The 24,674-nt window shown below is 66.9% G+C and carries 20 protein-coding genes; 6 read left to right on the top strand and 14 right to left on the bottom strand.

Annotated features, from left to right (window positions below):
- Positions 1-227: 227 nt before the first annotated feature.
- From AC5P8D_RS13845 to AC5P8D_RS13825, 5 genes are read right to left on the bottom strand one after another with little or no spacing between them, the layout of a single operon-like run.
- Positions 228-1,295, bottom strand: coding sequence for an acyltransferase family protein (locus tag AC5P8D_RS13845; RefSeq protein ID WP_495203410.1), 1,068 nt, complete (start codon positions 1,293-1,295; stop codon positions 228-230).
- Positions 1,295-2,443 carry an N-acetylglucosamine-6-phosphate deacetylase gene (gene nagA / locus AC5P8D_RS13840; protein WP_049452808.1) on the bottom strand — a complete coding sequence of 383 codons (1,149 nt, stop codon included), beginning with the start codon at positions 2,441-2,443 and terminating at the stop codon, positions 1,295-1,297. Before nagA ends, AC5P8D_RS13845 begins: the two co-directional genes overlap by 1 nt.
- Positions 2,443-3,471 (bottom strand): SIS domain-containing protein, encoded by a 1,029-nt coding sequence (locus AC5P8D_RS13835; RefSeq protein WP_019338836.1) that lies wholly within the window; start codon positions 3,469-3,471, stop codon positions 2,443-2,445. The genes nagA and AC5P8D_RS13835 overlap by 1 nt, the downstream gene beginning before the upstream one ends.
- Positions 3,472-3,478: 7 nt before the next feature.
- Entirely contained in the window at positions 3,479-4,546 is a 1,068-nt protein-coding gene (locus AC5P8D_RS13830; protein ID WP_006391719.1) for a LacI family DNA-binding transcriptional regulator, read from the bottom strand.
- 39 nt (positions 4,547-4,585) lie between these two features.
- A complete protein-coding gene (locus AC5P8D_RS13825) occupies positions 4,586-5,875 on the bottom strand; it encodes a sugar MFS transporter (RefSeq protein ID WP_495203409.1) in 1,290 nt (429 codons plus the stop codon).
- 376 nt (positions 5,876-6,251) lie between these two features.
- Here AC5P8D_RS13825 and AC5P8D_RS13820 point away from each other — a divergent pair, with 376 nt between their 5' ends.
- The 3 genes from AC5P8D_RS13820 to AC5P8D_RS13810 all read left to right on the top strand — a co-directional run bounded on the left by AC5P8D_RS13820 (position 6,252) and on the right by AC5P8D_RS13810 (position 12,589).
- Positions 6,252-7,271, top strand: coding sequence for a glucokinase family protein (locus AC5P8D_RS13820; protein WP_019338839.1), 1,020 nt, complete (start codon positions 6,252-6,254; stop codon positions 7,269-7,271).
- A 143-nt stretch (positions 7,272-7,414) separates the two neighbouring features.
- Complete coding sequence (locus tag AC5P8D_RS13815) at positions 7,415-10,123, top strand: TonB-dependent receptor (RefSeq protein ID WP_495203408.1); 2,709 nt, start codon at positions 7,415-7,417, stop codon at positions 10,121-10,123.
- A gap of 111 nt (positions 10,124-10,234) precedes the next feature.
- A complete protein-coding gene (locus AC5P8D_RS13810) occupies positions 10,235-12,589 on the top strand; it encodes a family 20 glycosylhydrolase (RefSeq protein WP_099560002.1) in 2,355 nt (784 codons plus the stop codon).
- Between the two features lie 125 nt (positions 12,590-12,714).
- Here AC5P8D_RS13810 and AC5P8D_RS13805 read toward each other — a convergent pair whose 3' ends face one another.
- A complete protein-coding gene (locus tag AC5P8D_RS13805) occupies positions 12,715-13,107 on the bottom strand; it encodes a VanZ family protein (RefSeq protein WP_010480949.1) in 393 nt (130 codons plus the stop codon).
- Entirely contained in the window at positions 13,104-14,288 is a 1,185-nt protein-coding gene (locus tag AC5P8D_RS13800) for a class I SAM-dependent methyltransferase (RefSeq protein WP_010480950.1), read from the bottom strand. The genes AC5P8D_RS13805 and AC5P8D_RS13800 overlap by 4 nt, the downstream gene beginning before the upstream one ends.
- Before the next feature lie 59 nt (positions 14,289-14,347).
- Between AC5P8D_RS13800 and AC5P8D_RS13795 the strand changes: the two genes are divergently transcribed.
- Positions 14,348-15,085, top strand: coding sequence for a pteridine reductase (locus tag AC5P8D_RS13795; RefSeq protein WP_495203407.1), 738 nt, complete (start codon positions 14,348-14,350; stop codon positions 15,083-15,085).
- Between the two features lie 76 nt (positions 15,086-15,161).
- Here the strand turns inward: AC5P8D_RS13795 and folK are convergent, their stop codons facing one another.
- Entirely contained in the window at positions 15,162-15,647 is a 486-nt protein-coding gene (folK, locus tag AC5P8D_RS13790) for a 2-amino-4-hydroxy-6-hydroxymethyldihydropteridine diphosphokinase (protein WP_019336898.1), read from the bottom strand.
- A 91-nt stretch (positions 15,648-15,738) separates the two neighbouring features.
- Between folK and AC5P8D_RS13785 the strand changes: the two genes are divergently transcribed.
- On the top strand, positions 15,739-16,479 hold the full coding sequence (locus tag AC5P8D_RS13785) for a proteasome-type protease (protein WP_495203406.1): 741 nt from the start codon (positions 15,739-15,741) through the stop codon (positions 16,477-16,479).
- 81 nt (positions 16,480-16,560) lie between these two features.
- On the opposite strand, the gene AC5P8D_RS13780 is transcribed toward AC5P8D_RS13785, so the two are convergent.
- The 4 genes from AC5P8D_RS13780 to AC5P8D_RS13765 form a co-directional block, all read right to left on the bottom strand.
- Positions 16,561-18,072: a hybrid sensor histidine kinase/response regulator gene (locus tag AC5P8D_RS13780; RefSeq protein WP_010480961.1), complete on the bottom strand. Its 1,512-nt coding sequence runs from the start codon at positions 18,070-18,072 to the stop codon at positions 16,561-16,563.
- A 4-nt stretch (positions 18,073-18,076) separates the two neighbouring features.
- Entirely contained in the window at positions 18,077-18,517 is a 441-nt protein-coding gene (locus AC5P8D_RS13775) for a response regulator (protein WP_005411057.1), read from the bottom strand.
- Positions 18,514-20,331, bottom strand: coding sequence for a sensor histidine kinase (locus AC5P8D_RS13770; protein WP_043401644.1), 1,818 nt, complete (start codon positions 20,329-20,331; stop codon positions 18,514-18,516). The genes AC5P8D_RS13775 and AC5P8D_RS13770 overlap by 4 nt, the downstream gene beginning before the upstream one ends.
- A gap of 231 nt (positions 20,332-20,562) precedes the next feature.
- Positions 20,563-20,949: a BON domain-containing protein gene (locus AC5P8D_RS13765; RefSeq protein ID WP_010480966.1), complete on the bottom strand. Its 387-nt coding sequence runs from the start codon at positions 20,947-20,949 to the stop codon at positions 20,563-20,565.
- Between the two features lie 170 nt (positions 20,950-21,119).
- Here AC5P8D_RS13765 and AC5P8D_RS13760 point away from each other — a divergent pair, with 170 nt between their 5' ends.
- Positions 21,120-22,163 (top strand): oxidoreductase, encoded by a 1,044-nt coding sequence (locus tag AC5P8D_RS13760; RefSeq protein WP_191850022.1) that lies wholly within the window; start codon positions 21,120-21,122, stop codon positions 22,161-22,163.
- A gap of 354 nt (positions 22,164-22,517) precedes the next feature.
- Here AC5P8D_RS13760 and gnd read toward each other — a convergent pair whose 3' ends face one another.
- Both gnd and AC5P8D_RS13750 read right to left on the bottom strand, forming a co-directional pair.
- Positions 22,518-23,423 carry a phosphogluconate dehydrogenase (NAD(+)-dependent, decarboxylating) gene (gnd, locus tag AC5P8D_RS13755; RefSeq protein WP_305730635.1) on the bottom strand — a complete coding sequence of 302 codons (906 nt, stop codon included), beginning with the start codon at positions 23,421-23,423 and terminating at the stop codon, positions 22,518-22,520.
- Between the two features lie 10 nt (positions 23,424-23,433).
- Positions 23,434-24,672, bottom strand: a complete 1,239-nt coding sequence (locus AC5P8D_RS13750; protein WP_305730636.1) for a hypothetical protein — start codon at positions 24,670-24,672, stop codon at positions 23,434-23,436.
- Between the last annotated feature and the right edge of the window lie 2 nt (positions 24,673-24,674).

The following is a 24,674-nucleotide window of genomic DNA, read 5'->3' as shown; positions in this document are numbered from 1 at the left end:
GCAGTCTGCCACTGCCATGAATGGTTTCGATAGGTGAAATTGCAGGCAACCGGTCACGCTTTCGATGTGAAATCGGGAAGTGCTCACGCGCCCCGCATATCGATGAATGCGTTCACCATCATTGGCCCGCCAAGAGCATCCACGCATGGCGTGGATCTACTGCAATCCTGGCCCAGTAGATCCACGCCATGCGTGGATGAGCCGTTCGCTACTATCTTTGCCCGCGCTCAGATCTTCAGATAAATGCGACGTCGGTCCAGCCACCACGCCACGCCCCACCACAGCGCAACGAACACCAACGCCTGCAACATCGAGGCCAGCTCCAGCACCTGCGGCATCGCTGCAGCCAGCTGCTGCCACACCCACTCCCAGGCACCGGTCGCCAGCAGGATCACCGACATCACCGAGGCCCCCAGATAGGCGGTGATCGCATTGACACCGAAGCGACGGCCCAGTGCGGGCCATCCCTTGCGGTCGATCAGCGCGTGGCCCAGCCACAATGCCAGCGCGGCCAGGCCCCCGGTCCACAGCACGTAGCTGGGCGTCCACAGCTGCTTGTTGAGCGGCAACACCGTCGTCAGCAGCAGGCCGAGCACGGCGGTGATCGCACCCAGCGCCGCCAATGCACCGGCGCGGCCACTGCGCAGCAGGCCGCCGGCCAGCAGGCCCAGCACCGTGCTGGCCAACGCGCCGAGGCTGCTCAGCAATCCTTCCGGGTCATGGCCCAGACCGGTATCGGCCTGCCATTGGTAGATCCATGGCGCGAACAAGGTGGTGTCGAGACGGCTGGCCGGGTTGGTCCAGGGCGCAAGGTCACCCACGCCCAGCAGCAGCGCTGCATACCCCACCAGCAACGCCACCAGCACGGCCGCCTGCACGCGCGGACGCGTGTACACCGCCAGCAGGCCCACCACTGCCGCGCACAATGCAATGCGTTGCAGCACGCCCCAGATGCGGAAGTGATGGGTATCCAACGCCCACCAGATCAGCAGGTGCAGCAGCGCACCTGCCAGCAGGATGCGCAGCGCGCGCTCCAGCACGCCGCGCGCCAATGCAGGTCGCGCCGACACGTCCAGCGCGCGCGGCGCTACGCTGAACGCCATCGACACGCCCACCAGGAACAGGAAGAACGGGAACACCAGATCGGTGGGCGTGCAGCCATGCCATTCCGAATGGCGCAGAGGTGCGAACACCGCACTCCAGTCGCCCGGGTTGTTGACCAGCAGCATCGCCGCCACGGTGATGCCACGCAGGGCGTCGATCGAGCCCAGCCGGCGTGGCGGCGTCGCGTTCATCAGGCGGCCTCGTACTGTCCGGCAATCCAGGTGCCACGCACCTGCAGGGCATCATCCAGCAGCACCAGGTCGGCCTGGTAGCCCTCGGCGATGTGCCCCAGGCGGTCGTCGACGTTGAGGAACTGCGCCGGGTAAGTCGAGGCCATGCGTGCGGCTTCGGCCAGCGGCTGGCCGAGCAGCTGCACGGTGTTGCGCACGGCGGTGGCCATGTCCAGCGCCGAGCCGGCCAGCGAACCGGCGGCATTGCGCACCACGCCGTCGAGGGCGGTGATGGTTTCGCCGTAGAGCACGTAGCTGGGATCATCGGCACCGACCGGCGGCATCGCATCGGTCACCAGCAGCAGGCGGCCGCGCGGCTTGGCCGCCAGCGCCACGCGCAGGCTGGCCGGATGCACATGCACGCCATCGACAATGATGCCGATCCAGCTGTCGCGGTCTTCCAGCGCAGCGCCCACCGCACCGGGCTCACGGCCCTGCAGCGGCGACATCGCGTTGTACAGATGGGTGAAGCCACGCACCCCAGCATCCAGTCCGGCACGAATCTCTTCGTACGTGCCAGCAGTGTGGCCAGCAGCAACGATCACGCCACGTTCGACCAGCGCACGGATGGTCTCCAGCGGCACGCGTTCCGGCGCCAGTGTCAGCAGGGTCACGCCGTTGTCCAGCGAGGCGGCCAGCGCGATCTCTTCTTCGTCCGGCACGCGGAACTTGCTGGCATCGTGGGTGCCCTTGCGCGCCGGCGCGATGTACGGGCCTTCCAGGTGGATGCCGATCACGCCGGGCACGCCCTGAGCGATTGCTTCGCGCATCGCAGCGATTGCTTCGCGCATCACGTCCACATCGTCGCTGATCAGCGTCGGCAGCATCGCGGTGGTGCCGAAGCGCCGGTGCGCACGCGCGATGGTGCGCAGCGAGGCGACATCGGGCGTGTTGTTGAACAGCGCGCCGCCGCCGCCATTGACCTGCACATCGATGAAGCCGGGCAGCAGCCAGCCGCCGTCCAGATCGATCTGCTCGGCCGCCTGGCCCAGCTGCGGTGCAGCGTCAGGCAGCAGCGCGCTGATGCGACCGTCCTCGATCACCACCGCCAGATCGTCGCGGAACTCCTCGCCTGCCAGGATGCGGGCGTTGCGCAGGACCGTGGCCATCACACCGTCTCCGTAACCTTGTTCAGATGCGGCGGCAGATCCGGGTTGAAACCACGGCGCAGCGCCAGCGCGTTGATCGCGCGATAGAAGCTCTGCACGGTCAGCAGCGGGGCACACAGCGGATGCGGTGCGGCCGCCACCGGCAGGTTGCCACCGGCACCGGCCATCCACACCTGTGCACCGCGCGCGGTGAATTCTTCGACGACAGCACGGGTACCGGCGCCGGTCTCGTCGGGTTGGGCAAAGGCCAGCACCGGGAAACCACGGTCAACCAGCGCCATCGGGCCATGCTTCACTTCAGCCGAGCTGTAGGCTTCGGCATGCAGGCTGCAGGTTTCCTTGAACTTCAGTGCAGCCTCCTGGGCCGCGCCCAGGCCCAGGCCACGGCCGAGCACGAACAGGTTGGTCGCCTCGACCAGGCCTTCGGTCACCGCACTCCAGTCGCACTGCCAGGCCTCGCGCATCGCGTCCGGCAGCAGGTCCAGTGCGGCGCGAAGGCTGCTGTCCTGCTTCCAGTACGCAGCCAGCTGCAGCAGTGCGGCCAGCGACGCCAGGTAGCTCTTGGTCGCCGCCACGCTCTTTTCGGCACCGGCATGCAGCGGAATGACCGTATCGGCCAGCAGCGCCAGCGGCGAATCCTCGACGTTGACCAGCGCGATCACGCGCGCACCGGCGGCCTTGGCGGCCTCGGCGTTGCGCAGCAGGTCCGGGCTCTTGCCCGACTGCGAGATGACGATGAACAGTGCGCCGCGCAGCTGCAGGGGTGCGGCATAGACCGACCCCACCGACGGCGAGGCCGATGCGACCACCAGGCCCAGCTGGGTTTCCAGCAGGTACTTGCCATAGGTGGCGGCATGATCGGAACTGCCGCGTGCGCAGGTGACCACGAACGGGGGCGGCGCAGCACGCAGGCTGGCGGCCAGGGATTCCAGGGTGGCGTGGTTGCGCGAGAACTGGCGGGCAACCACGTCAGCCGCTTCAGCGGCCTCGGCGAACATCAGGGTGGAAGTGGGGTCTGACAGCGACATGGCAGGCTCAGGCAGGATCGGAAGGAAGGGGGCGTGCGCCGGCCGGGCGCATCGGCGCGGTCGAACCGCGCACCACCAGCTGCGGCACGAAGCCCTGGTTGTGCAGCGGTGCCGGCGCATCGTCGTAGGCGTCGCTGCGCAGCTGCGCGATCAGCAGGCGCGCGGCATGGCGGGCGATGTCCTCGGTGGCCTGCTTGGCGGTGGTCAGCGGCGGCCACGACTGGCGCGAGAACGGGCTGTCCTCGAAGCCGGCAATGGACAGGTCGTAGGGCACGTTCATGCCGGCCGACTTGGCGGCGGCCAGCACGCCGGCAGCGATTTCGTCGTTGGAACCGAAGATGGCGGTGGGCGGCTCGCGCAGCGCCAGCAGGCGGCGCGCGCCGCGGAAACCATCGTCGAAGGTGTAGTCGCCCTGCACCACCAGATGCTTGTCCACGGTCATGCCGTAGTCCTTCAGCGCGGCTTCGTAACCGGCATAGCGTTCGCCCGAGGAGCGGTGCGAGATGCCGCCCCAGAGGAAGCCGATGCGCTGGTGGCCCAGCTGGATCAGGTGCTCGGTGATTTCGTAGGCCGCCTCGCGGTCGTCGACGAACACGCAGGCACCGTCGGCGGGGTCTTCGGTGGCGGCGATGATCCGCACCAGCTTGATGCCGCGCGCAGTCAGCGCCTGGATCAGGTCGCGGCGCTCGGACATCGGCGCGGTCAGCACCAGCCCGGCCAGCCGCGAACGCTGCACCCAGTCGGCCAGCTCATCGGCCAATAGCGGCGAGCTGGAATCGCAGGGGTGGATCTGGAGGCCGAAACCGGTCTCGCGGCAGGCGGCCAGCACGCCGTTCTGCACGCCGATGATGTGGTACGGGTTCGGGTTGTCGTAGACCAGCCCGATCACGAAGGTGGTGCCGCTGCGCAGGTTGCGCGCCGACGGATCGGGCTCGTAATCGAGTTCAGCAATGGCACGCAGCACCCGCGCACGGGTGGCCTGCATCACCGAAGGCTCGTTGTTGATCACCCGCGAGACCGTTTTCAGCGAGACCTTGGCCTTCTCCGCAACGTCCTTGATGGTCGCTCTGCGCATGGGTTTTCCCTGGGGTTGGCTGCCGTCCATCATCGCCGATCAGGCCTTGTCCTGCGGCAGGCCGGCACGATGGCCGATCACCGAGTAGAACAGGATGTACAGGTAGCACGGCACCATCAGCAGCACGAACACCAGCTGGAAGTCGATGTGCTGCTTGAGCACGGCGAACAGCTGCGGAATGATCGCGCCGCCGGCAATACCCATCACCAGCAGGGCCGAGCCGGTCTCGGTGAAGCGGCCCAGGCCGCGGATCGCCAGCGGGAAGATGGCCGGCCACATCATGGCGTTGGCGAAGCCCAGCAGGGCCACGAAGGCCACCGATACGTAGCCGTGCGTAGCCCAGGCGCCCAGGCAGAACACCACGCCCATCACTGCCGAAATGGTCAGGTAGCGCGACTGCGAGACCAGGCCAGGGATCGCCAGCAGGCCGACCACGTAGCCGGCCAACATCGCACCCAGCGTCAGCGAGGTGAACATCTTGGTCTGGTCCAGCGGCAAGCCGAAACCGTGGCCGTAGGTGCCGATCGCATCACCGGCCATGACTTCCACGCCTACGTACACGAACAGGCACAGCACGCCCAGCCACAGATGCGGGAACTGGAAGATGCTGCTGCGCTCGGCTGCGCCGGCGGCCGTCGGGGTGGCGTTGGCCTCGGAGGACTTGATCTCCGGCAGCGGCGAGAACAATACGGCGACGGCCAGCAGCACCAGCAGGCCCGCCATGGCCAGGTACGGCGCATGGATCTTGGCGGCGAACTCATTGAGCAGGGCCACTTTGGTGACCGCGTCGGCCGCCTGTACCTGCTTGTCCAGGTCACCGATGCCATGCAGTACCAGGGTGCCGATCAGCACCGGCGCCAGCATGCCGGCGATCTTGTTGCAGATGCCCATCAGCGCGATGCGGCGTGCCGCCGTCTCGATCGGGCCGAGGATGGAGATGTAGGGATTGATCGCCGTCTGCAGCAGGGCCAGCCCGCTGCCGATCACGAACAGCCCGCCCAGCGCGCCGGGGTACCAGCGCTGCGTCGCGAATTCACCGAAGAGTGCCGCGCCGCCGGCCATCACCAGCAGGCTCAGGCTGAGGCCCTTCTTCATGCCGGTGCGGCGCAGGATCCAGGACGCTGGCAGGGCCAGGAAGAAATAGGACAGGTAGAACACCATCAGCACCAGGAAGGCGCCGACCTCGCTGAGTTCGAAGGCCAACTTGACGAAGGTGATCAACGGGCCGTTGAGCCAGGTGAAGAAGCCGATCAGGAAGAACAACACGCCGACGATGGCGATGGAGGTGGCCACGTTCGGGCGCGCGCTTGCAGCGGGGACGGCGGACATCAGGAGGGCTCCTGCGGCGACGGCCGCAGAACGCGGCGTCGGAGAGTGGCTGGGAACAACGTTGTCACATTCTTTCGATGGACAGCGGCGGTTTGTCAACTTCCACACGCAGCCCTGTGAACCTCGTGCTGCACTGCGCAACCCGATCGCAACGCATCGTGCTGAATGCGCCGGAGGCCTTGGCCCATGTGCGGCAACGGTTCCAACGTGAAACCCGCACTCACGCCATGTAAACGTTTACTGCATGTCGCATTCGTTGCGATGCAGCAACGAAAGTGTCACGAACTCGTTGACATCGTTGTCAGCGGGGTTACAGACTCCGCCCCAATCGCCGCCCCCGATCCCGGGGCCGGCCCCACCTGCAGCAGGAGCCCGCGTGACCGCCAGCCACCCCGCCCCGGCCCATGTCCTGTCCCGAGTCGCGCCCTCGTTCCTGGCCGCCGACGTCGGTGGCACCCATGTGCGCGTGGCCCGGGTCCAGGCCAGCGGTGATGCCGCCCACCCGGTGCAGGTGCTGGAGTACCGCAAGTACCGCAATGCCGACCATGCCGGCCTCAGCGCGATCCTGTCCGACTTCCTCGGCGAAGGCCCGCGGCCCACGCATTGCGTGGTCGCCAGCGCCGGCTACGCCCGCGAGGACGGCACGGTGATCACCGCCAACCTGCCGTGGCCGCTGTCGGCGCGCCAGGTGGAGGCCGACGTCGGCCTGCAGCGGGTCTACATCGTCAACGACTTCGAAGCGGTGGCCTATGCCGCCGCGCAGGTTGACGCCAGCGGCGTGCTGCACCTGTGCGGGCCGGACACCGCCACGCGCGGTCCGACCCTGGTGGTCGGCCCCGGTACCGGCCTCGGTGCAGCACTGTGGATTCCCACTGCGCATGGCCCGGTGGTACTGCCCACCGAAGCCGGCCAGCCGACCCTGGCCGCCAGCACCGAGCTGGAAATGGCCATCGTCCGCCACATGCAGCGCGACCGCGCGCACGTGTCGATCGAACATGCGATCTCCGGCCCGGGCCTGATGAACCTGTACCGCGCAGTGTGCGCACTGCAGGGACAGGCACCGACGCTGGCCAGCCCCGATGCGGTCACCGCCGCCGCCATGGCCGATACCGATGCGCACGCGCGCCAGGCGCTGGATGTGTTCTGCGGCCTGCTCGGCAGCACCATCGGCGACATGGCCCTGTTCTACGGCGCCCACGGTGGCGTCTACCTGGCCGGCGGCATCCTGCCGCAGATCCGCGAATACCTGCACGCCAGCACCTTCGTCGAACGGTACCTGCAGAAGGGACCGATGGGCGAAGCACTGGCACGCATCCCGGTGAAGGTCGTCGAACACGGCCAGCTGGGCGTGGTCGGCGCTGCAAGCTGGTACCTGCAGCAGCAGTCGGCCGCCTGACACCGCAACAGGCTTCAACGCAATCGCAGCACGCAGTACGTGGCACGCCAACGCACGGGACTTCGCCGCCGCCCCGCGCATGTCATCGCAACCGTAACCGAACACCGCCGCCGGCATCCAATCGAGTGATGAGGAGAGACATCATGAACACCCGCAAGACCCTGCTTTCGGCCGCCATCGTCAGCTGCATCGCCTTCAGTGCGCACGCGCAGCAGGCCGCCCAGACCGCCACCGACCTGGATACCGTGCAGGTCACCGGCATCCGTGGTTCGATGGAAAAGTCGCTGGATACCAAGCGCGAAGCCAATGCCCGCGTGGAAGTGGTCACCGCCGAAGACGTGGGCAAGCTGCCCGCGCACAACGTCGCCGATACCCTGCAGCGCCTGCCGGGCGTGAACATCAGCTCGTCCAGCGCCGACGAAGGCGGCTTCGACGAAGCTGACCGTGTCAGCCTGCGCGGTACCAGCCCGAGCCTGACCCAGACCCTGATCAACGGCCACACCGTCGGCACCGCCGACTGGTTCGTGCTCAGCCAGGGCAACAACGTCGGCCGCAGCGTCAGCTACTCGTTGCTGCCGTCGGAACTGGTGCGCTCGGTGGAAGTGAACAAGTCCTCGCAGGCCAAGCTGCAGGACGGCGGCACCACCGGTACCGTCAACATCCTCACCCGCAAGCCGCTGGAATTCTCCAAGCAGCTCACTGCGGAAGGCTCCATCGGCATGGTGCGTTCGGACCAGGCCAAGTCCAACGACCCGCAGCTGTCGGCACTGTTCAACTACAAGAACGACGAAGGCAACTTCGGCGTGATGGTGCAGGCCTTCAGCCAGAAGCGCGAGCTGCGCCGCGAAGCGCAGGAAATCCCGGGCGGCTTCTTCCAGATCGATCCGAATGGCACCGTGGCCAAGTCCAACCCGGACCTGGCCGGCGTGTACGCGCCGGGCCTGCTCGGCTCGACCCTGTTCGAACAGACCCGCGAGCGCAAGGGCGGCCTGGTGTCGCTGCAGTTCAAGCCGATGGACAACCTGACCCTGGGCCTGGAAGGCTTCAGCTCGGAACTGAAGGCGAACAACTACAACCGCAACTTCATGCTGTGGGGCGGCCGCATCCTCAACGACCGTACCGTTGAAGATGCCAATGGCAACAAGATCCTGATTCCGGGCCAGGCCCCGAATCCGGGTTACGTCGTCAAGGATGGCGTGCTGTCCAACGCCACCTTCGCCGGCCAGGCCGACCGCGACTACGCGGTGTACGACATGATCTACCGCGAGTCGAAGGCCAAGACCAACTACATCACCTTCGATGCCGACTGGCAGATCAGCGACAACCTGGGCATGAAGTTCCAGGCTGGCAGCACCAAGGGCACCGGCGAAACGCCGCGCCAGTACATCGCCGAAGTCAACCTTGCCCGTGGTGGCGGCGCCACCTGGGCAACCCACGGCAACGGCTCGCCGATCGACTGGAACGTCGGTGGCAACATCGGCCCGAGCGGCGTGACCGACTTCGGCACCTGGGGCAACCAGCAGGTCACCGCGATCGACAAGGAAAAGTGGGCCACGCTCGATTTCAACCAGTACTTCGCCGACGCTGGCGTACTGAACTCGATCGATTTCGGCGCCCGCTTCGGCGACCACAAGCGCGAGGCCAAGTCGCCGGAAGGCGCAACCCCGGGCGCGATCTGGAATGCGCTGAAGAACGGCGCTACCGCCAACTTCCCCGGCGGCTTTGCCAACGGCATCGGTGGCAGCTTCCCGCGTGACCTGTGGTACTTCACCCCGGGTGCGCTGAAGGAAGCGGTGACCAACAACTCCACCTGGCTGTCCGGCAATGACGGCCCGACCGGCCGCCACAACTACGGCGCCGAGTGGAAGGTGTCCGAGAAGAACTTCGCCGCGTACGTACAGGGCAACTTCAGCGGCGACCGCTGGAGCGGCAACGTCGGCCTGCGCTACGTCAACATCAAGCAGGATATCGATACCTACGCCGCCGCCACCGGCTCGACCGTGCCGGACGTGAGCAGCCTGTTCGGCGCGTGGACCCGCGAAGCTTTCGAGAACAAGCACAACCGCGTGCTGCCGAGCGCCAACTTCAAATACGACCTGCGCGACGACCTGGTGCTGCGCGTGGCCGCCTCGCAGACCCAGACCCTGCCGGACTTCTCGGCACTGGGTGCCTCGTCCTACGGTTCGGACCTGAACCGGACCGGCGGTGGCGGCAATCCGAAGCTGAAGCCGGTGGTGTCGACCAACTTCGATGCCAACCTGGAGTGGTACTTCATGCCGCGCGGCATGATGTCGATCGGTGCCTACTCGATGCGCCTGAAGGACTACGTGGCCTTCAGCACCGAAAAGGAGATGCTGTTCAGCGAGCTGACCAACCGTCTCGAGGAATACAACATCTCCCGCCCGCGCAATGCCGACGGCAAGGTCCGCGGTATCGAAGTGGCCTATGAGCAGCCGATCGGCGAGTACTTCGGTGTCAATGCCAACTACACCTACGCCGATGGCAGCACCGACCACACCTGGGCCGACGGCAGCGACAACCTGCTGGGCACTTCGAAGAACACCTACAACGTCGGTGCCTACTTCGAGAACGATACCTTCGGTGCACGCGTCAGCTACACGCGCCGTTCGTCGTTCCTGATCGGCCTGTCCGGCGCCAACCCGTACTACCAGGATGACTTCGGCACCCTGTCGGCGTCGCTGAGCTACAAGGCCACCGACTGGCTGAGCATCAGCTTCGATGCGCTCAACCTCAACAACCCGACCTACAAGTACTACCAGACCGCGGCCATCCCGACCTCGTTCTACAGCAACGGTCGCCAGTACTACCTCAACTTCCGCTTCAAGTACTGATCCAGCGGCGGCAGCATCGCCGAGTCGTGCACGCACGCCGGGCCTGGGTCATTCCGGGCCCGGCGTTTTTCATGTATAGCGTTCATCGCACCGTTCCAAGGAGTCGTACCGATGGTCAAGCCTTCCCGCGCCCGGATGCGCAGCGCACTGCTGCTGGGCAGCCTGCTCGCCCTGTTGCCGGCACTGCCGGCACTCGCCGCCGATCCCACGCCTGCCGCTGAAGCACCCGGCCCGCAGCTGCGCGCCGGCAGCCTGATGCTGATTCCCGCCCCGGCCAACGTGCAGCGCGGCCAGGGCAGCGGCATCACCGTGCGCGCCGATACCGTGCTGCAGGCCGAAGGCGAAGCCGCGCAGCGCGTCGCCAACCAGTTCGCCGACCTGCTGGCCCGCAGCGGTGGCCCGCGCCTGGCACTGGCCAAGGGCAAAGCCAGCGCCAAGGCCGGCAGCATCCGCTTCCAGATCGTGCCCACCTTCCGCGACAGCGGCGAGGGCTACACGCTGGACAGCACCGCACAGGGCGTGCTGGTGCAGGCTGGCAACGAAACCGGCCTGTTCTACGGCGCGACCACCCTCGCCCAGCTCGCCACCGGCGGCAGCAACGGCGTGCTGCCCGCAGTGCAGATCCAGGACGCGCCGCGCTTCAGCTGGCGCGGCTTCATGCTCGACTCCGCCCGTCACTTCCAGAGCCTGGACGAGATCAAGCACGTGCTCGACGCGATGGCCGCGCACAAGCTCAACACCTTCCACTGGCACCTGACCGACGACCAGGGCTGGCGCATGGAGATCAAGCGCTACCCGAAGCTGACCGAAGTGGGCAGCTGCCGCCTGCCGGCCGGTGACGGCGGCATCGATCCGGTCAGCGGCCAGGAGCATCCGTACTGCGGCTTCTACACCCAGGACCAGATCCGCGAAGTGATCGCCTATGCCGCGAAGCTGCACATCCAGGTGATTCCGGAAATCGATGTGCCGGGCCACGCGACTGCTGCGATTGCTGCGTATCCGGAGCTGGGCACCATCGATACGCCGTTGAAGCCGATCAGCGAATGGGGCGTGTTCCCGAACCTGTTCAACGTGGAAGACAGCACCGTCACCTTCCTCGAGAACGTGCTGGAAGAAGTGATCGCGCTGTTCCCGGCCAAGTACGTGCACGTCGGTGGCGACGAGGCGGTGAAGGACCAGTGGGAAGCGTCGAAGCAGGTGCAGCAGCGCATGCGTGCGCTGGGCATCAAGAATGAAATGGCCATGCAGAGCCACATCATCAAGCGCCTGGAAACCTTCTTGGAGGAGCACGACCGGCGCCTGATCGGCTGGGATGAAATCCTCGAAGGCGGGTTGCCGCCGCAGGCCACGGTGATGTCGTGGCAGGGCACCGAAGGCGGCCTGGCTGCGGCCAGCGCCGGCCATGACGTGATCATGTCGCCGGTCGGCTACCTGTACCTGGATTACCTGCAGACGGCCTCGCCAAATGAACCGCCGGGCCGTCCGACCCAGGTCAACCTCGGCAAGCTCTACAACTTCGAGCCGGTGCCGGCCGAGCTGGCCGCCGACAAGCGTGGGCACATCCTGGGCCTGCAGGCCAACATGTTCACCGAGCACACGCGCAGCTATGCACGCCTGCAGCACAACCTGTTCCCACGCCTGGCCGCGGTGGCCGAGACCGGCTGGAGCACGCCGGAGCATCGCGACTTCCGCGATTTCCTCGCGCGCCTGCCCTCCCAACTGCAGCGCTACCGTGCCTGGGGCCTGGCCTATGCGCAGACCCCGTTCGAAGTGGGCGTGGACTACACCGACAACCGCGCGGCCGGCACAGTGACCGTGTCGCTGGCCAATCCGCTGGGTTATGAAGTGCGGTACAGCACCGATGGCCAGCCAGTGACTGCGCAGTCGCCGCTGTACCAGCAACCGCTGACCGGGACGCTGCCGACCACCGTGCAGGCCGCCGCGTTTTACCAGGGCCAGATGCTGGCTGCGAAGCCGACCATCGCTGAGTTCACCGCGCAGTCGCTGCTCAGCCGCCGCAGCGATGAGCTGCTCAGCTGCGTAGGCAAGAAGGGGCTGGTGCTGCGCCTGGAAGACGATGGCCCGCGCGAGGGAACGCGTGCGGTGTTCAACGTCGACATCTTCCAGCCGTGCTGGCGCTGGCCGCAGGCGCAGCTGGACGGCATCGGCAACGTGGAAGTGCGTGCGGGGCGTATTCCGTACTACTTCCAGCTGGCCCACGACGAGCCGAAGCGCCGCTTCGAAAAGGCCCGGAGCGCACACGGTGAAATGCTGATCCGCCGCGGTGATTGCACGGGCAAGGTGCTGGCTCAGGTGCCGCTGCCGGCGCAGACCGATGCCGACGGCTTCGTGACCCTGCGCGCGGCGCTGCCGAAGGGCACCGCTGGCAACGGCGATCTGTGCATCAACTTCACCGGCGACACGCGCCCGGCGATGTGGGTGCTGGATGAGGTCACGCTCAGGTAGGTGCCAACCTTGGTTGGCGCTTTGCGGCCGGATCCACGCATCGCGTGGATCTACTGTAGAGCCGGGCCCATGCTCGGCTGCTTTTCAACCGGAAAGCCGAGCATGGGCTCGGCTCTACAGGAACCTCACCCGCGCCAGCGCAGCAGCAGGTCGCGCAGCGGGGTCAGTGCGGTGGCCATGCCGGCGAGCACACCGATCGTGTTGGCGATGGCATCCATCGGGTCGGCCATGCGGTTGCTGGTCAGCGCGCCCTGCGCGAACTCGATGCCGATGCCCATCAGCACCAGGCCCACGCCCACCCACAGCAGCGGGCGGCCCCGACGGAACAGCTGCACCGCGCTGCCTGCCAGGATGAAATAGGCGAGGAAGTGTTCGCCCTTGTCGCTGTTTTCCGGCAACGGAATCGGCGGTGGCGGGATCAGGCAGACCACAATCACCAGCAGCACGGCCAAACCCCACAGCACGGCCCACAACCGCGGCCGCCGCAACGGCTTGATCACCGGCAACACCTCGCTCACAGGCGCCAGCTCAGGTCACCCAGTTCGAAGGCCGGTTCGAAATCGACGCCACGCTGCAGGCCGATGGCCTGGAAGCGCTCGCCCATCTCGGTCGGCAGGGTCAGCTTCTTCACCTGGTCGCGCAACTGGATGCGGCCGACCTCGTCGGTGCGTTCCTCGGCCAGCAGCAGCACCTGGTCCAGGCCATTACCGAGCAGGAAGCTGGCCTGGCTGCAGTAGCCAGCCAGCTCGAAACCGCCGTGCATGCCGGCCTCGGCCATCGCGGTGAAATCCACCGACGCCGTAATGTCCTGCAGGCCCGGCCAGCGGTGCACGTCGTTGTGCACGTGGTGGCGGTAGAACGCGCGCACGGTGCCATCGTCGCGGTCGTGCTGGTAGAACTCGCCGCGGTTGTAACCGTAGTCGACGAACAGCATCGCGCCACGCTGCAGGCCGCCGGCCACCGCCTGCAGCCAGTACGGCAGCTGCGGCAGCACCTCGGAGCGGTAGCCTTCGGCGAAGGGCTTTTCCAGGTAGCGCTCGATGTGGCGCACCGCACCGTTGAGCAGGATATCGGCCGGCTGCGCACCACGGATGAAGTTGCCTTCGGCATCCAGCTCGACGGTTTCCTCATAGACCTCGCCATCGCGGATCAGGAAGCGCGGCGTCGGCAGCGCGTCGATCACCTCGTTGGCGAACACCACGCCTTCCCAGTCCTCTTCGAACGGGCGGTCGACCCAGTCCACGCGCGCGGCCAGCTCGGCCGGCAGGTTCTGCTGCAGGCGCTGCTGCTGGCGCTCGCGCAGGTCCGCGCTGGGTTCGAGGATGGCATAGCGCGACGGCAGCGCGTCCAGTTCGGCCAGGCGCAGCAGCACGGCCTCGGCAAAGGCGCCGGTACCGCCGCCCAGTTCCAGCATCCGCGCCTGTGCACCCAGCTGCGCGAACACCGGCGCCAGCGCATTGGCCACGCTGCCGGCGAACAGGCTGCCAAGCTCGGGCGCGGTGGTGAAGTCACCACTGCCACCGAACTTGCTGGCGCCGGCGCTGTAGTAACCCCAGCCAGGGGTATACAGGCACAGCTCCATGAAGCGCGAGAAGGGCATCGCCCCGCCCTGGGCAAGGATCTCGGCGCGCAGGGCGGCGGCCAGCTGGTCGCTGTGGGCCAGGGCATCGGCTTCGGGCAGGGGGAAGGTGGGCTGCATGGCGTCTTCGAATGCGGTGACAATGGTGCACAGGATAGCCGAGCCTTGGAGGACCCTCGATGAGCGACACCCACCCCGTGGTCCTGATCACCGGCAGCGCGCGCCGGATCGGTGCGGCCATCGCCCGCCAGTTCCACGCCTGTGGCTGGTCGGTGGTGCTGCATGCCAACACCTCCAGCGCCGAGCTGCAGCAGGCCGCGTTCGATTTCGACAACGTGCGCCCCGGCAGCGTGCTGGCCCTGCAGGCCGACCTAAGTGACGCCGACGCCCTGCCCGACCTGGTGGAACAGGCCGTCACCCACTTCGGCCGCCTGGACGCGCTGGTCAACAATGCCTCCAACTTCTTCCCCACCCCGCTCGGTCAGGTCACCGCCGAGGCAATGGACGAGCTGTATGCGGTCAACGCGCGCGCGCCGCTGCTGCTGTCACAGGCGGCGGCGCCCTACCTGCGCCGCCAGCAGGGCTGCATCGTCAACCTGACCGACCTGCACGGCACCGACCCGATGCGGGACCACATCGCCTACACGATGGCCAAGGCCGCGCTGGAGATGGCCACCCGCTCGCTGGCGCTGGAGCTGGCGCCGAAGGTGCGGGTCAATGCGGTGGCGCCCGGCGCGATCCTGTGGCCGGAACAGGGCAAGGACGATTTCGCCCGCGAGGCGCTGCTGGCGCGCACGCCGCTGGCGCGGATCGGCACGGTCGAGGAGATTGCCGAAGCGGTGTACTGGCTGGTGGCCGAAGCCAGCTTCGTCACCGGCCACACCCTGCGCGTGGATGGTGGGCGCACCGTCAGCTGAAATGTTGCCGGCCAGCGGCCGGCACCACCGGTAGCGCCGGGCCATGCCCGGCGAGCGCAGCGGCAACAACAACCCATCATTCCAGCTCCACCACCTCGAACGCTTCGCCAAACTGCGTGTGCGCACGCCACAGCGTGGCCAGGTCCAATCCGCTGACCGGGTCGATGAAGTCCGGGGCGATGTCGGCCAGCGGCTTCAGCACGAAGGCATGCTTCAGCTCCGGGCGCGGAATGCGCAGGTGGCCGGGGCCTTCCACCACCAGGTCACCGTAGAACACCACGTCGATGTCCAGGGTCCGGTCGGAGAAGCGCGGCCCGCTGCGGTCGCGGCCGTGCGCGTCTTCCAGCGCGTGCAGCCAGTCGTCCAGTTCCTGGAGCGGCAGGTCGGTGTCGATCGCCACGGCGTTGTTGAGGAAGGCCGGGCCGTCGAAGCCGACCGCGGCAGTACGGTAGGCCGGCGACACCCGCAGCGCGCCGAAGCGCTCGCGCAGGGCCGTCACCGCGGCGTGGAGGTAGCGGCGGGGCTGGACGTTGCTGCCCAGGCTCAGGAGCACGGTGGTCATGCGGTTCAGGTGACGGCACTTGGGGGGCGTGGACATGCCGTCGTCACGGCGGCCTGCCTACAATCCGGGACGCACATGATAGGGCACCGACATGACCTATTGCGTTGGAATCGAGGTGGACGAGGGCCTGGTCTTCGCTGCCGACACCCGGACCAATGCCTCGCTGGACGATGTGCGCGTGCACCGCAAGCTGCACGTGTTCGAGTACCCCGGCCAGGCAGCCTACGTGCTGATGGCGGCTGGCAACCTGGCCACCACCCAGCTGCTGGTGTCGCGCCTGGGGCGCGACGCCAGTGAACGACGCACGCCCAACCTGCACGACATGACCCACCTGTTCGAGGCTGCCGAGTACGTTGGCCAGCTGCTGGTGGACAGCCAGGTGCACAGCAGCCACAACGAACATGGCCACGATGGGGTCAACACCCAGGCCACGCTGATCTTCGGCGGCCAGATCGCCGGCGAGCGGCCCGGTCTGTACATGATCTACCCGCTCGGCAACGCCATCGCCGCCTCGCCGGAGACGCCCTACCTGCAGATCGGTGAGTCCAAGTATGGCAAGCCGATCCTCGACCGCATTCTCAGCCCGGCCACCCGCCTGGAAGACGCGGCGCGCACGGCGATCGTCTCGCTGGACTCCACCATCCGTTCCAACCTGTCGGTGGGCCTGCCGATCGATCTTGCGCTGCTGCGCCACGGCGAGCTGCGCATCGGCCAGCAGCTGCGGCTGGGCGCGGATTCGGCGTTGTATGCCGACATCCATCAGAACTGGTCGCGGCGGCTGGAACAGGCGGTGGACGCCCTGCCGCGGTTCCCCTGGGAAACCGTCCTGTAGAGCCGGGCCCATGCTCGGCTGTCGAGGTCAATACGAACAGCAGCCGAGCATGGGCTCGGCTCTACAGAACTCCCAGCGGCATCAACCCAGCGCTTCGGCCACCGCGCGGAAGACCTGCTGCATCTGCAGCGGCTTGCGCAGCACATGCACCTCCACACCGGCCGGGAATGCATCGGCCGAGACCGGCACCGCAGGGTCCTCCAGCACCAGCGCCGGGCCGCGATAGCCCAGTGCCGCCATCTCGCCCAACAGCTGGCTGGCCGGCAGCAGCTTGGAGCCGGCGTCGGCGATCACCAGTGCCGGCAACGCCTCCTGCTGCATCCAGCGCAGCGCAGCCGGGCCGTCGGACGCCAGCTGCAGCTGGTAGCCCTGGCTGGACAGCGCATTGCCCAGCAGCGACAGGCGCGTGGCTTCGCCATCGACCACCAGGATCGACTGGCCACTGCCCAGTGCCACCAGCTGTTCGATCGGCTCACTGCCATCAATGGCGTCGTGCATCGGCAGGCGCAGCTCGAAGCAGGTGCCCTGCCCCGGCTGGCTGCTGACGTGGATGCTGCCGCCGGCGCCTTCAACAATGCGTTTGCAGGAGATCAGGCCCAGGCCGGTGCCATCGGCCTTGGTGGTGAAGAATGGATTGAACAGATGCGACAGTGTGTCCGCATCCATGCCGATCCCTTCGTCAGCCACCCGGATGTGCATCCAGTCCACGCCATCGCGCTGGCCGGCATGGCTGGCGGTCAGGCTCAGGCGACCGCCGTTGGGCATCGCCTGGATCGCGTTGAGCGCCAGGTTCAGCATCACCTGCTGCAGTTCGGTGTAGTTGGCGTCGACCACCAGGCCTTCGTCCTGCACCTGCAGTTCCAGGCGCACCGCATCGGGCACGTTGCTGCGCAACAGCAGCGCCACCGCATCGAACAGGCCATCGATCTCGATGCGTTCGCTCGGCTTGCGCGAACCGCGCACGAACGACAGCATCGATTCGGCCATCTCATGGCCACGGCGGCCGCACTCGGCGATGACATCGGCCAGATGGTGCAGCTGCGGATCGTCGGTTCGCGCCTTCAGCAGGTCCGGCATGATCAGCAGCGGCTGCAGGATGTTGCGCAGGTCGTGACTGAGGCCGGCGGCGAGCAGCGACAGGCTTTCCAGGCGCTGTGCGCGCATCAGTTCGGTTTCCACCCGTGCACGCTCGATCGCGCTGCGTGCATCGCGGATCGCACGCGCCACTGCCGACGGCAGGCGCGCCGGCAGGTGCTTGATGATGTAGTCATTGGCGCCCTTCTGCAGCGCCGCCACCGCGTTCTCCTCACCCATGGTGCCGGAGACGAAGATGAAGGGCACTTCCGGTGAGGTTTCGCGCACGATGCGCAGCGCGTCGTCACCGGAGAATCCCGGCATGCTCAGGTCGGACAGCACGATGTCCGGCTGGAACGCGACCAGTGCCTGGCGCAGTTCAGCCTCGCTCTCGACACGCTCGAAACGGGCCTCCAGGCCCGCATCAAGCATCTGTTCGGACATCAGCTCGGCATCTTCCGGTGAGTCCTCCACCAGCAGGATGCGCAGCGCCCCCAGGGCGGGACCGGTCAGGGGCATGGGCTCACTCGAGTTCCGGTGCCTGGTTGATCAACGCCCAGAACTTTCCCAGGGTCTGCACCGCGCCGAAGAACTGGTCCACGTCCACCGGCTTGACCACATAGGCGTTCACGCCCATGTCCCAGCTGCGGGCCAGGTCACTTTCCTCGCGCGAGGACGACAGGATCACCACCGGCAGGCGCTTGAGCTCTTCGTGCTCGCGGATCTGCCGCAGCACTTCCAGGCCATCCATGCGCGGCATCTTGATGTCCAGCAGCAGCACCGCCGGCAGGCCTTCCTCACGGTTGGCAAAGGCACCACGGCGCAACAGGTAGTCCATCACTTCCACGCCATCCTCGACGTGCACGATGGGGTTGGCCAGACGCGCCTCTTCCAGGGCGTCGATCGCCATTTCGGCATCAGCCGGGCTGTCTTCGGCGAGAAGAATGGTGCGCAGAGTGGTCATGCAGAAGGCCCTTGTTTGTCCGCATCGATCGCGGGAGGCAGGTAGAAGTGGAAGGTGGCGCCGACGTCCGGTTCAGCCTCGGCCCAGATACGGCCACCATGACGGGTGAGCACGCGGCGCACGCTGGCCAGGCCGATGCCGGTACCCGGGTAGTCGCTGGCCTTGTGCAGGCGCTGGAAGACACCAAACAGCTTGCCGGCGTAGGCCATGTCAAAGCCTGCACCATTGTCGCTGACCGTGAACTGATGACCGCCGTCAGGCTGCGGCTGGTAGTCCACGCGGATCTTCGCCGGTTCGCGGTTGCCCGAATACTTCACCGCGTTGCCGAGCAGGTTCAGCCAGACCTGGCGGATCATGTTCTCATCGCCCACCACGATCGGCAGCGGTGCGATGCTCCACTCCACGTGGTGCGCATGGCCGCTGTTCTCGGCCTCGGCCTGCAGGTTGGAATCGAGCATGGCGCGGGTATCGGCCACCAGCGACTGCATGTCCACCGCCTGCTGGCGCATTGCCGCGCGGCCCAGCCGCGAATACACCAGCAGGTCGTCGATCAGTGCCGCCATGCGCCGCGCCGAACTGGAGATCACCTCCAGGTAATGGCGGCTCTTGTCATCGGCGGCGTCGCCCAGATGGCGCGACAGCTTGTCGGAGAATCCGGCCACGTGGCGCAGCGGCGCGCGCAGATCGTGCGAGACCGAATAGCTGAAGGCTTCCAGTTCCCTGTTGACCTCGGACACCTGCGCAACCTTGCCTTCCAGCTGGCGGTTCAGTTCCTCCACCCGCAACTGCACGGCACGCTGCACGGTGACGTCACTGATCGTGAGCAACACCACTTCGTCGTCGGTGTCCGGCAGCGGCATGCGCCGCGCGTTGAGCAGCATGTAGCGCACCATGCCATCGGCGGCACGCTGTTCATGCTCGAAGTCCCACAGTTCGCGGCCGCGCAACAGCACATCGGACAGTCGCTGGCGCATCACGGGATCCTTCCACGCGCCGTCGCCGACAGTGTCCAGCAACAGGCCATCGGCGCGTTCATCCTGCAGCCCGTACAACTCGGCGAAGGCAGGGTTGTGCAGCTGCACGCGCAGGTCGCGGTCGAGCAGCACGATCGGTTCACGCACGGTCTGCAGCACCGAGGCTGCACGTGCGGCCGAGCGCAGCGACTGCCGTTCGGCATACAGGCGGCGACCAATCTGCCGCTGCAGCAGCCACAGCACCAGGCCGAGCAGCGACAGCTGGATCACCAGCGAACTCCACGACACCAGCTCGGTCTGCTTGCGCTGGCGGGCAGCCTGCTCGGCACGCTGTGTCAGCAGTTTCTGCTCGCTGGCCTGCAGTTCCTCCACCAGGCCACGGATCGGATAACGCGTGCTCAGATCCTGCACCAGCTCGCGCTGATCACTGTTGGGCTCGGACTTTGCCAGTTCGCGGGCAAGCGCCATGCGCCCTTCCAGCATCGACTCGATGCGGCCGATGCGGATCAGCTGATCAGGATTGTCGCGGGTCATCCGCCCCAGTTCGGCCAGGCGCCCGGGAAGGTCATTGGCTTTGGCCATGCGCTCGCGCAGGCCAGGTGCGTCCACGCCCTTGGACAGGGTCAGCGCGGCCGATTCGACATCGCGTACATCGGCCTGCAGCTGTTGCAGCGCCACACCGACAGCCTGGGTATGGTTGACCCACGCCATCGCATCTTCGCTGTCCTGCTGCAGTTTGCGCAGGGTCAACCACGGCACCACGATGATCGCGGCAGCGGCCAGCGCCAGGGCCGGCAACCGCCAGCGGTCCCAGATGTCATCACTGAAAACCAGCGCCATAGTTCCTCGTCAGCACAGCCGCAAAGCGTCTGCCGTTACCGGCCCCACTGCGGCGGAACCGGCAATATAGCGCAGGCGGTCACAACTCTGGAATTTCCAGCGCGGTTGGCTGAACGGGTTCGGAATTCGATGCTGTAGAGCCGAGCCCACGCTCGGCTGCCTTGGAGTTCCAGCCGAGCATGGCTCGGCTCTACAGGTCAGTGGGCGCCCCGCATGGGGCGCCCACCGGGGTCAGCGCTTGGCAGCAGCACTGACCTTCAATGCAGCGGCATCGACGCGGGTCACGCCCTTGATGCCCTTGGCGGTGGTGACCGCCTTGTCCTTCTCGGCCTGGGTCGCCACGGCGCCACTGAGGCTGACCACGCCGTTCACCGTTTCCACCTTGATCTCCGTGCCCGGAACGTTGCTGCTGGCCAGCAGATCAGCCTTCACCTTGGTGGTGATCCAGCTGTCGGTCACCGGCTCGTTGGAATCATGGCGGTCGGCGTGGGTCATTGCCGAATGATCGGTCTTGGGGGGACTCTTCGCGGCCGGATCCTTGGCGAATGCGGCCGAGGAGGACAGCGCCAGGGCCAGCGTAAGGGCCGAGGCAATCAGCGTGCGGGTCGTATTGCTCATCGTGTCGTACTCCTGCGGAATGTGCTGCCAGTCTGGACAAGTAGGCGTAGAGCACGCGTGGCGCTGCGGTCACGCTGCCGTGAATCGACCCGCATTCAACGGCAACGGTTCAGTTTGGGGTTGCCGTCGCGGGTCGTTTACCCTGCCCTTCCCACTGCCGGAGCTCTGCCATGCGCCCCGACCTGCATCTGGCCCTGATCGGCTACGGCCTTGCCGGCCGCGTCTTCCATGCGCCCCTGATCCAGCACACGCCGGGCCTGGTGCTGCACAGCATCGTGAGCTCGCAGCGCGACACGCTGCTGCGCGCGTTCAGCGACGTGCACGTGCGTTCCACGCCGCAGGAGGTGTTCGACGATCCAGCCGTGGATGCCGTAGTGATCGCCACGCCGAATGAACAGCATGCGCCGCTGGCAATCGCGGCACTGGCTGCGGGCAAGCATGTGCTGGTCGACAAGCCGTTCGCGCTGGACGTGGCCCAAGCGGAAACGGTATTGGCTGCGGCACGCGATGCCGGACGCATCGCCACCGTGTTCCAGAACCGGCGCTTCGATGCCGACTTCCTCACGCTGCAGGCGCTGCTTGCGGACGGGACGCTCGGCAACATTGCCGAGTGCCATGCGCACTTCGATCGCTACCGTCCACAGGTACGCGACCGCTGGCGCGAACAGGATGGCCCCGGCAGTGGCCTGTGGTACGACCTGGGCCCGCACCTGCTGGACCAGATGCTGGTGCTGTTCGGCTGGCCCGAGGCGGTCGATGCCGATCTGGCCGTGCAGCGCGAAGGTGGCAGCGGCATCGATTACTTCCACGCGGTGCTGCACTACCCGCGGCATCGCGCGATCATCCATTCCGGTTCGCTGGTGGCGGCGCAGACGCCGCACTTCAGTGTGCATGGCAGCAAGGCAAGCTGGATCAAGCACGGCCTGGACGTGCAGGAGGCGCAGCTGCGCCGCGGTGTGGCACCCGGTGCGCCAGGCTGGGGTATCGATCCGCGGCATGGTGAGCTGGTGCGCTGCGATGCCGAAGACAACGTGCAGCGCACGACGGTCGACAACCTGCCCGGTGACTACCGGCGGCTGTATGCACAGTTCGCGGCGGCGATGCATGGCGACGGAGAAGCCACGGTCAGCCCGGTGCAGGCATTGCAGTTGATGCGGCTGCTGCAGGCCGGCATGGACAGTGCGCGCGAAGGGCGGCGAATCGCGTTGGGGTGATCGGCAGGGCTGCGCCCTGCACCCGCAGAAGCGGTAGTGCCGGCCGCTGGCCGGCAACCTCAACAGCAACAGCAAAGCCGGCTATCCGTGGGATGGCGGGGTGGGTCCGGTTGCGGGGGACGCCGTAAACCCTTCCCTGGGGGCTTGGCCGCGGCATCCATGCCGCGGACACCCCCGCAACCGGACCCACCCCGCCTTCGACAGTTTCCCGCGGCTGTTGGTGGGTGCCGACCGTTGGTCGGCACAGTAGATCCACGCCATGCGTGGATGGCGTGGAAATGATCGGAATGCGCTCGTGTGGCCTCATGGGGGCGGAGCCCTTTCCTGCGGAAAGGGCTCCGCCCCCAGCAAGGCTTACGACTTCTTGATGGCGTGGCCGCCGAATTCATTGCGCATCGCCGACAGCAGGCGGTCGGTGAACGAATTCGATTCGCGCGAACGCAGGCGTTCCAGCAGCGACAGCGTGATCACCGGTGCCGGCACGTCCAGCGCGATCGCTTCGGCCACGGTCCAGCGGCCTTCGCCGGAATCCTCCACATACGGCGCGATGCCATCCAACGACGGATTGCGCTTGAGTGCTTCGGTGCTCAGGTCCAGCAGCCACGAGCGCACCACGCTGCCGTGGCGCCACACCTCGGCCACCTGGGCCAGGTCCAGCTCCATCTCCTGCTTGCGCTCCATCAGCGCGAAGCCTTCGGCGTAGGCCTGCATCATTCCGTATTCGATGCCGTTGTGGACCATCTTGGTGAAGTGGCCAGCGCCGGACGGGCCGACACGTGCCCAGCCGCGATCTTCGGCCGGTGCCAGCGTGCGCAGCAGCGGTGCGATCTGCTCCACCACCGAGGCTTCGCCACCGACCATCAGGCTGTAGCCTTCCTGCAGGCCCCACACGCCACCGCTGGTGCCGCAGTCGACGTAGCCCAGGTCATCCTCGGCCAGCGTCTTGGCGCGGCGGATCGAGTCCTGGTAGTTGGAGTTGCCGCCGTCGATGACGATGTCACCCTCGGCCAGGTGCGGGGTCAGCTGGCCCAGCGTCTGGTCGACGGTCTCGCCGGCCGGCACCATCAGCCACACCACGCGCGGTACCGGCAGCGCAGCCACGGCAGCTGCCAGCGAATCCACCACGTCCAGGCCGGCCTCGGCGGCGCGCTGGCGGGCGCCTTCGCCCGGGTCGTAGCCAACCACGCGGTGGCCGCCGCGATGCAGGCGCTGGGCCATGTTGGCGCCCATGCGGCCGAGGCCGATCATTGCAATGTCCATTGTTTCACCTTCAGTTGGGGTCTAGGGTCAGGCTGCCTGGCCTGCCGGTAGCCGCGCAGTGGCGCAGCTGCGCCTCGCGCCAACGCCGGTAGAGCGTGGTATGCAGATTGTGCACCGCCAGGTCGATCGAAAACGGCGTTCGTGGGTTGCGATCAAGCAGGCGGGCGACGTGGTAGCCGATGGGACGTATACCGCGTGGGTGCACATAGATCACGAACTGCTGGTAGAACGGATCGTCCAGCAGCTGGTCCATTCGTGCCAGCGTGGCGTGGTAGCGCGGTTCCAGCCGTGCACGAAGGTCCGGGTCGCGCTCGAACAGCAGGCGCTCGAAGTAGCGCTGGCCGATCCGCGGGATGTCCTGCGCGAGTTTCCATAGTTCGACATTGCGCTGGTCGTACCAGGCCAGGCCGCCGTGGGTGGCCAGGGCCTGCGCAGCGTCCGCGCCCACGTCAACCACCACGAAGTTCTCGGCCTGGTTGCTCAGGTCGTCCAGCGTGCCCTTGTCGTACACATTTTCGATGAAACCGGGCACGCCCACGAACGCCTGTTGCCCCATCGCCGAGGTGCGCACCGCCTTGCCATCGGCGAAGAAATCGCCGGAATGAGCGCCGAGCAGAATGCTGTCGGTACCGTGCAGGGCGAGGAACGTGCCGATCGACAACTCCTCTGCGGCAAATTCGGCGTCGAATGCAGCATCGCCATACAGCTCGCGCTGGGCGGACAGCTGCGCGACCTGGCGGCCGACTCCGCATTCGGCGCGCACATTGCCGCTGTAGAACGCCTGCAGCGCCTGGCTGTTGCTCGCAGTGGGCACGAAACCACGGCCGAAACTTCGCGTGCGCTGCCAGCCTTGCGCGCGCGGCCCCTGCAGGCCGAAGCCGATCCAGCCCAGCTGCGGGCCGGAAAAGCGGAATTCTGGATTGCCCTGCAATGCAGTAGCGGCACGTTGCGTGGCTGCACCCAGCTGGAACGCATAGGCGCAGACCGTGGCCGGATCGTCCAGCAGCTGCTGCAGCAACGCCTGGCGCGCTGTAGCAGACATGTCTGCCGGCCAGCGCACGTGCAGGTCGCCGGCAGCCTGCGACTCGGCCAGCGACGCGCGCGTACACACTGCGCCGCCGTGGACCTGCGGCGTACTGAGCGCGGCTTCATCGAAACGCCAGCCCAGCCGCTGCAGCAGCCCCTGCGTACAGTCGGCGGCTGTGGCCGCCATGCCCAGCACGGGCGCCAGCAGCAGGGCCGCGCCCATCA

The sequence above is a fragment of the Stenotrophomonas sp. YJH_SMC_101-4 genome (assembly GCF_059370395.1).
The sequence above is the reverse complement of the archived record's forward strand: the minus strand, read 5'-3'. Positions and strand labels throughout refer to the sequence as shown.

Coding starts and splice junctions, on each gene's coding strand:
- AC5P8D_RS13845 (WP_495203410.1), bottom strand. CDS start 1,295: ATGAACGCGACGCCGCCACGCCGGCTGGGCTCGATCGACGCCCTGCGT.
- nagA (WP_049452808.1), bottom strand. CDS start 2,443: ATGGCCACGGTCCTGCGCAACGCCCGCATCCTGGCAGGCGAGGAGTTC.
- AC5P8D_RS13835 (WP_019338836.1), bottom strand. CDS start 3,471: ATGTCGCTGTCAGACCCCACTTCCACCCTGATGTTCGCCGAGGCCGCT.
- AC5P8D_RS13830 (WP_006391719.1), bottom strand. CDS start 4,546: ATGCGCAGAGCGACCATCAAGGACGTTGCGGAGAAGGCCAAGGTCTCG.
- AC5P8D_RS13825 (WP_495203409.1), bottom strand. CDS start 5,875: ATGTCCGCCGTCCCCGCTGCAAGCGCGCGCCCGAACGTGGCCACCTCC.
- AC5P8D_RS13815 (WP_495203408.1), top strand. CDS start 7,415: ATGAACACCCGCAAGACCCTGCTTTCGGCCGCCATCGTCAGCTGCATC.
- AC5P8D_RS13810 (WP_099560002.1), top strand. CDS start 10,235: ATGGTCAAGCCTTCCCGCGCCCGGATGCGCAGCGCACTGCTGCTGGGC.
- AC5P8D_RS13800 (WP_010480950.1), bottom strand. CDS start 14,288: ATGCAGCCCACCTTCCCCCTGCCCGAAGCCGATGCCCTGGCCCACAGC.
- AC5P8D_RS13795 (WP_495203407.1), top strand. CDS start 14,348: ATGAGCGACACCCACCCCGTGGTCCTGATCACCGGCAGCGCGCGCCGG.
- folK (WP_019336898.1), bottom strand. CDS start 15,647: ATGACCACCGTGCTCCTGAGCCTGGGCAGCAACGTCCAGCCCCGCCGC.
- AC5P8D_RS13785 (WP_495203406.1), top strand. CDS start 15,739: ATGACCTATTGCGTTGGAATCGAGGTGGACGAGGGCCTGGTCTTCGCT.
- AC5P8D_RS13780 (WP_010480961.1), bottom strand. CDS start 18,072: ATGCCCCTGACCGGTCCCGCCCTGGGGGCGCTGCGCATCCTGCTGGTG.
- AC5P8D_RS13775 (WP_005411057.1), bottom strand. CDS start 18,517: ATGACCACTCTGCGCACCATTCTTCTCGCCGAAGACAGCCCGGCTGAT.
- AC5P8D_RS13770 (WP_043401644.1), bottom strand. CDS start 20,331: ATGGCGCTGGTTTTCAGTGATGACATCTGGGACCGCTGGCGGTTGCCG.
- AC5P8D_RS13765 (WP_010480966.1), bottom strand. CDS start 20,949: ATGAGCAATACGACCCGCACGCTGATTGCCTCGGCCCTTACGCTGGCC.
- AC5P8D_RS13760 (WP_191850022.1), top strand. CDS start 21,120: ATGCGCCCCGACCTGCATCTGGCCCTGATCGGCTACGGCCTTGCCGGC.
- gnd (WP_305730635.1), bottom strand. CDS start 23,423: ATGGACATTGCAATGATCGGCCTCGGCCGCATGGGCGCCAACATGGCC.
- AC5P8D_RS13750 (WP_305730636.1), bottom strand. CDS start 24,672: ATGGGCGCGGCCCTGCTGCTGGCGCCCGTGCTGGGCATGGCGGCCACA.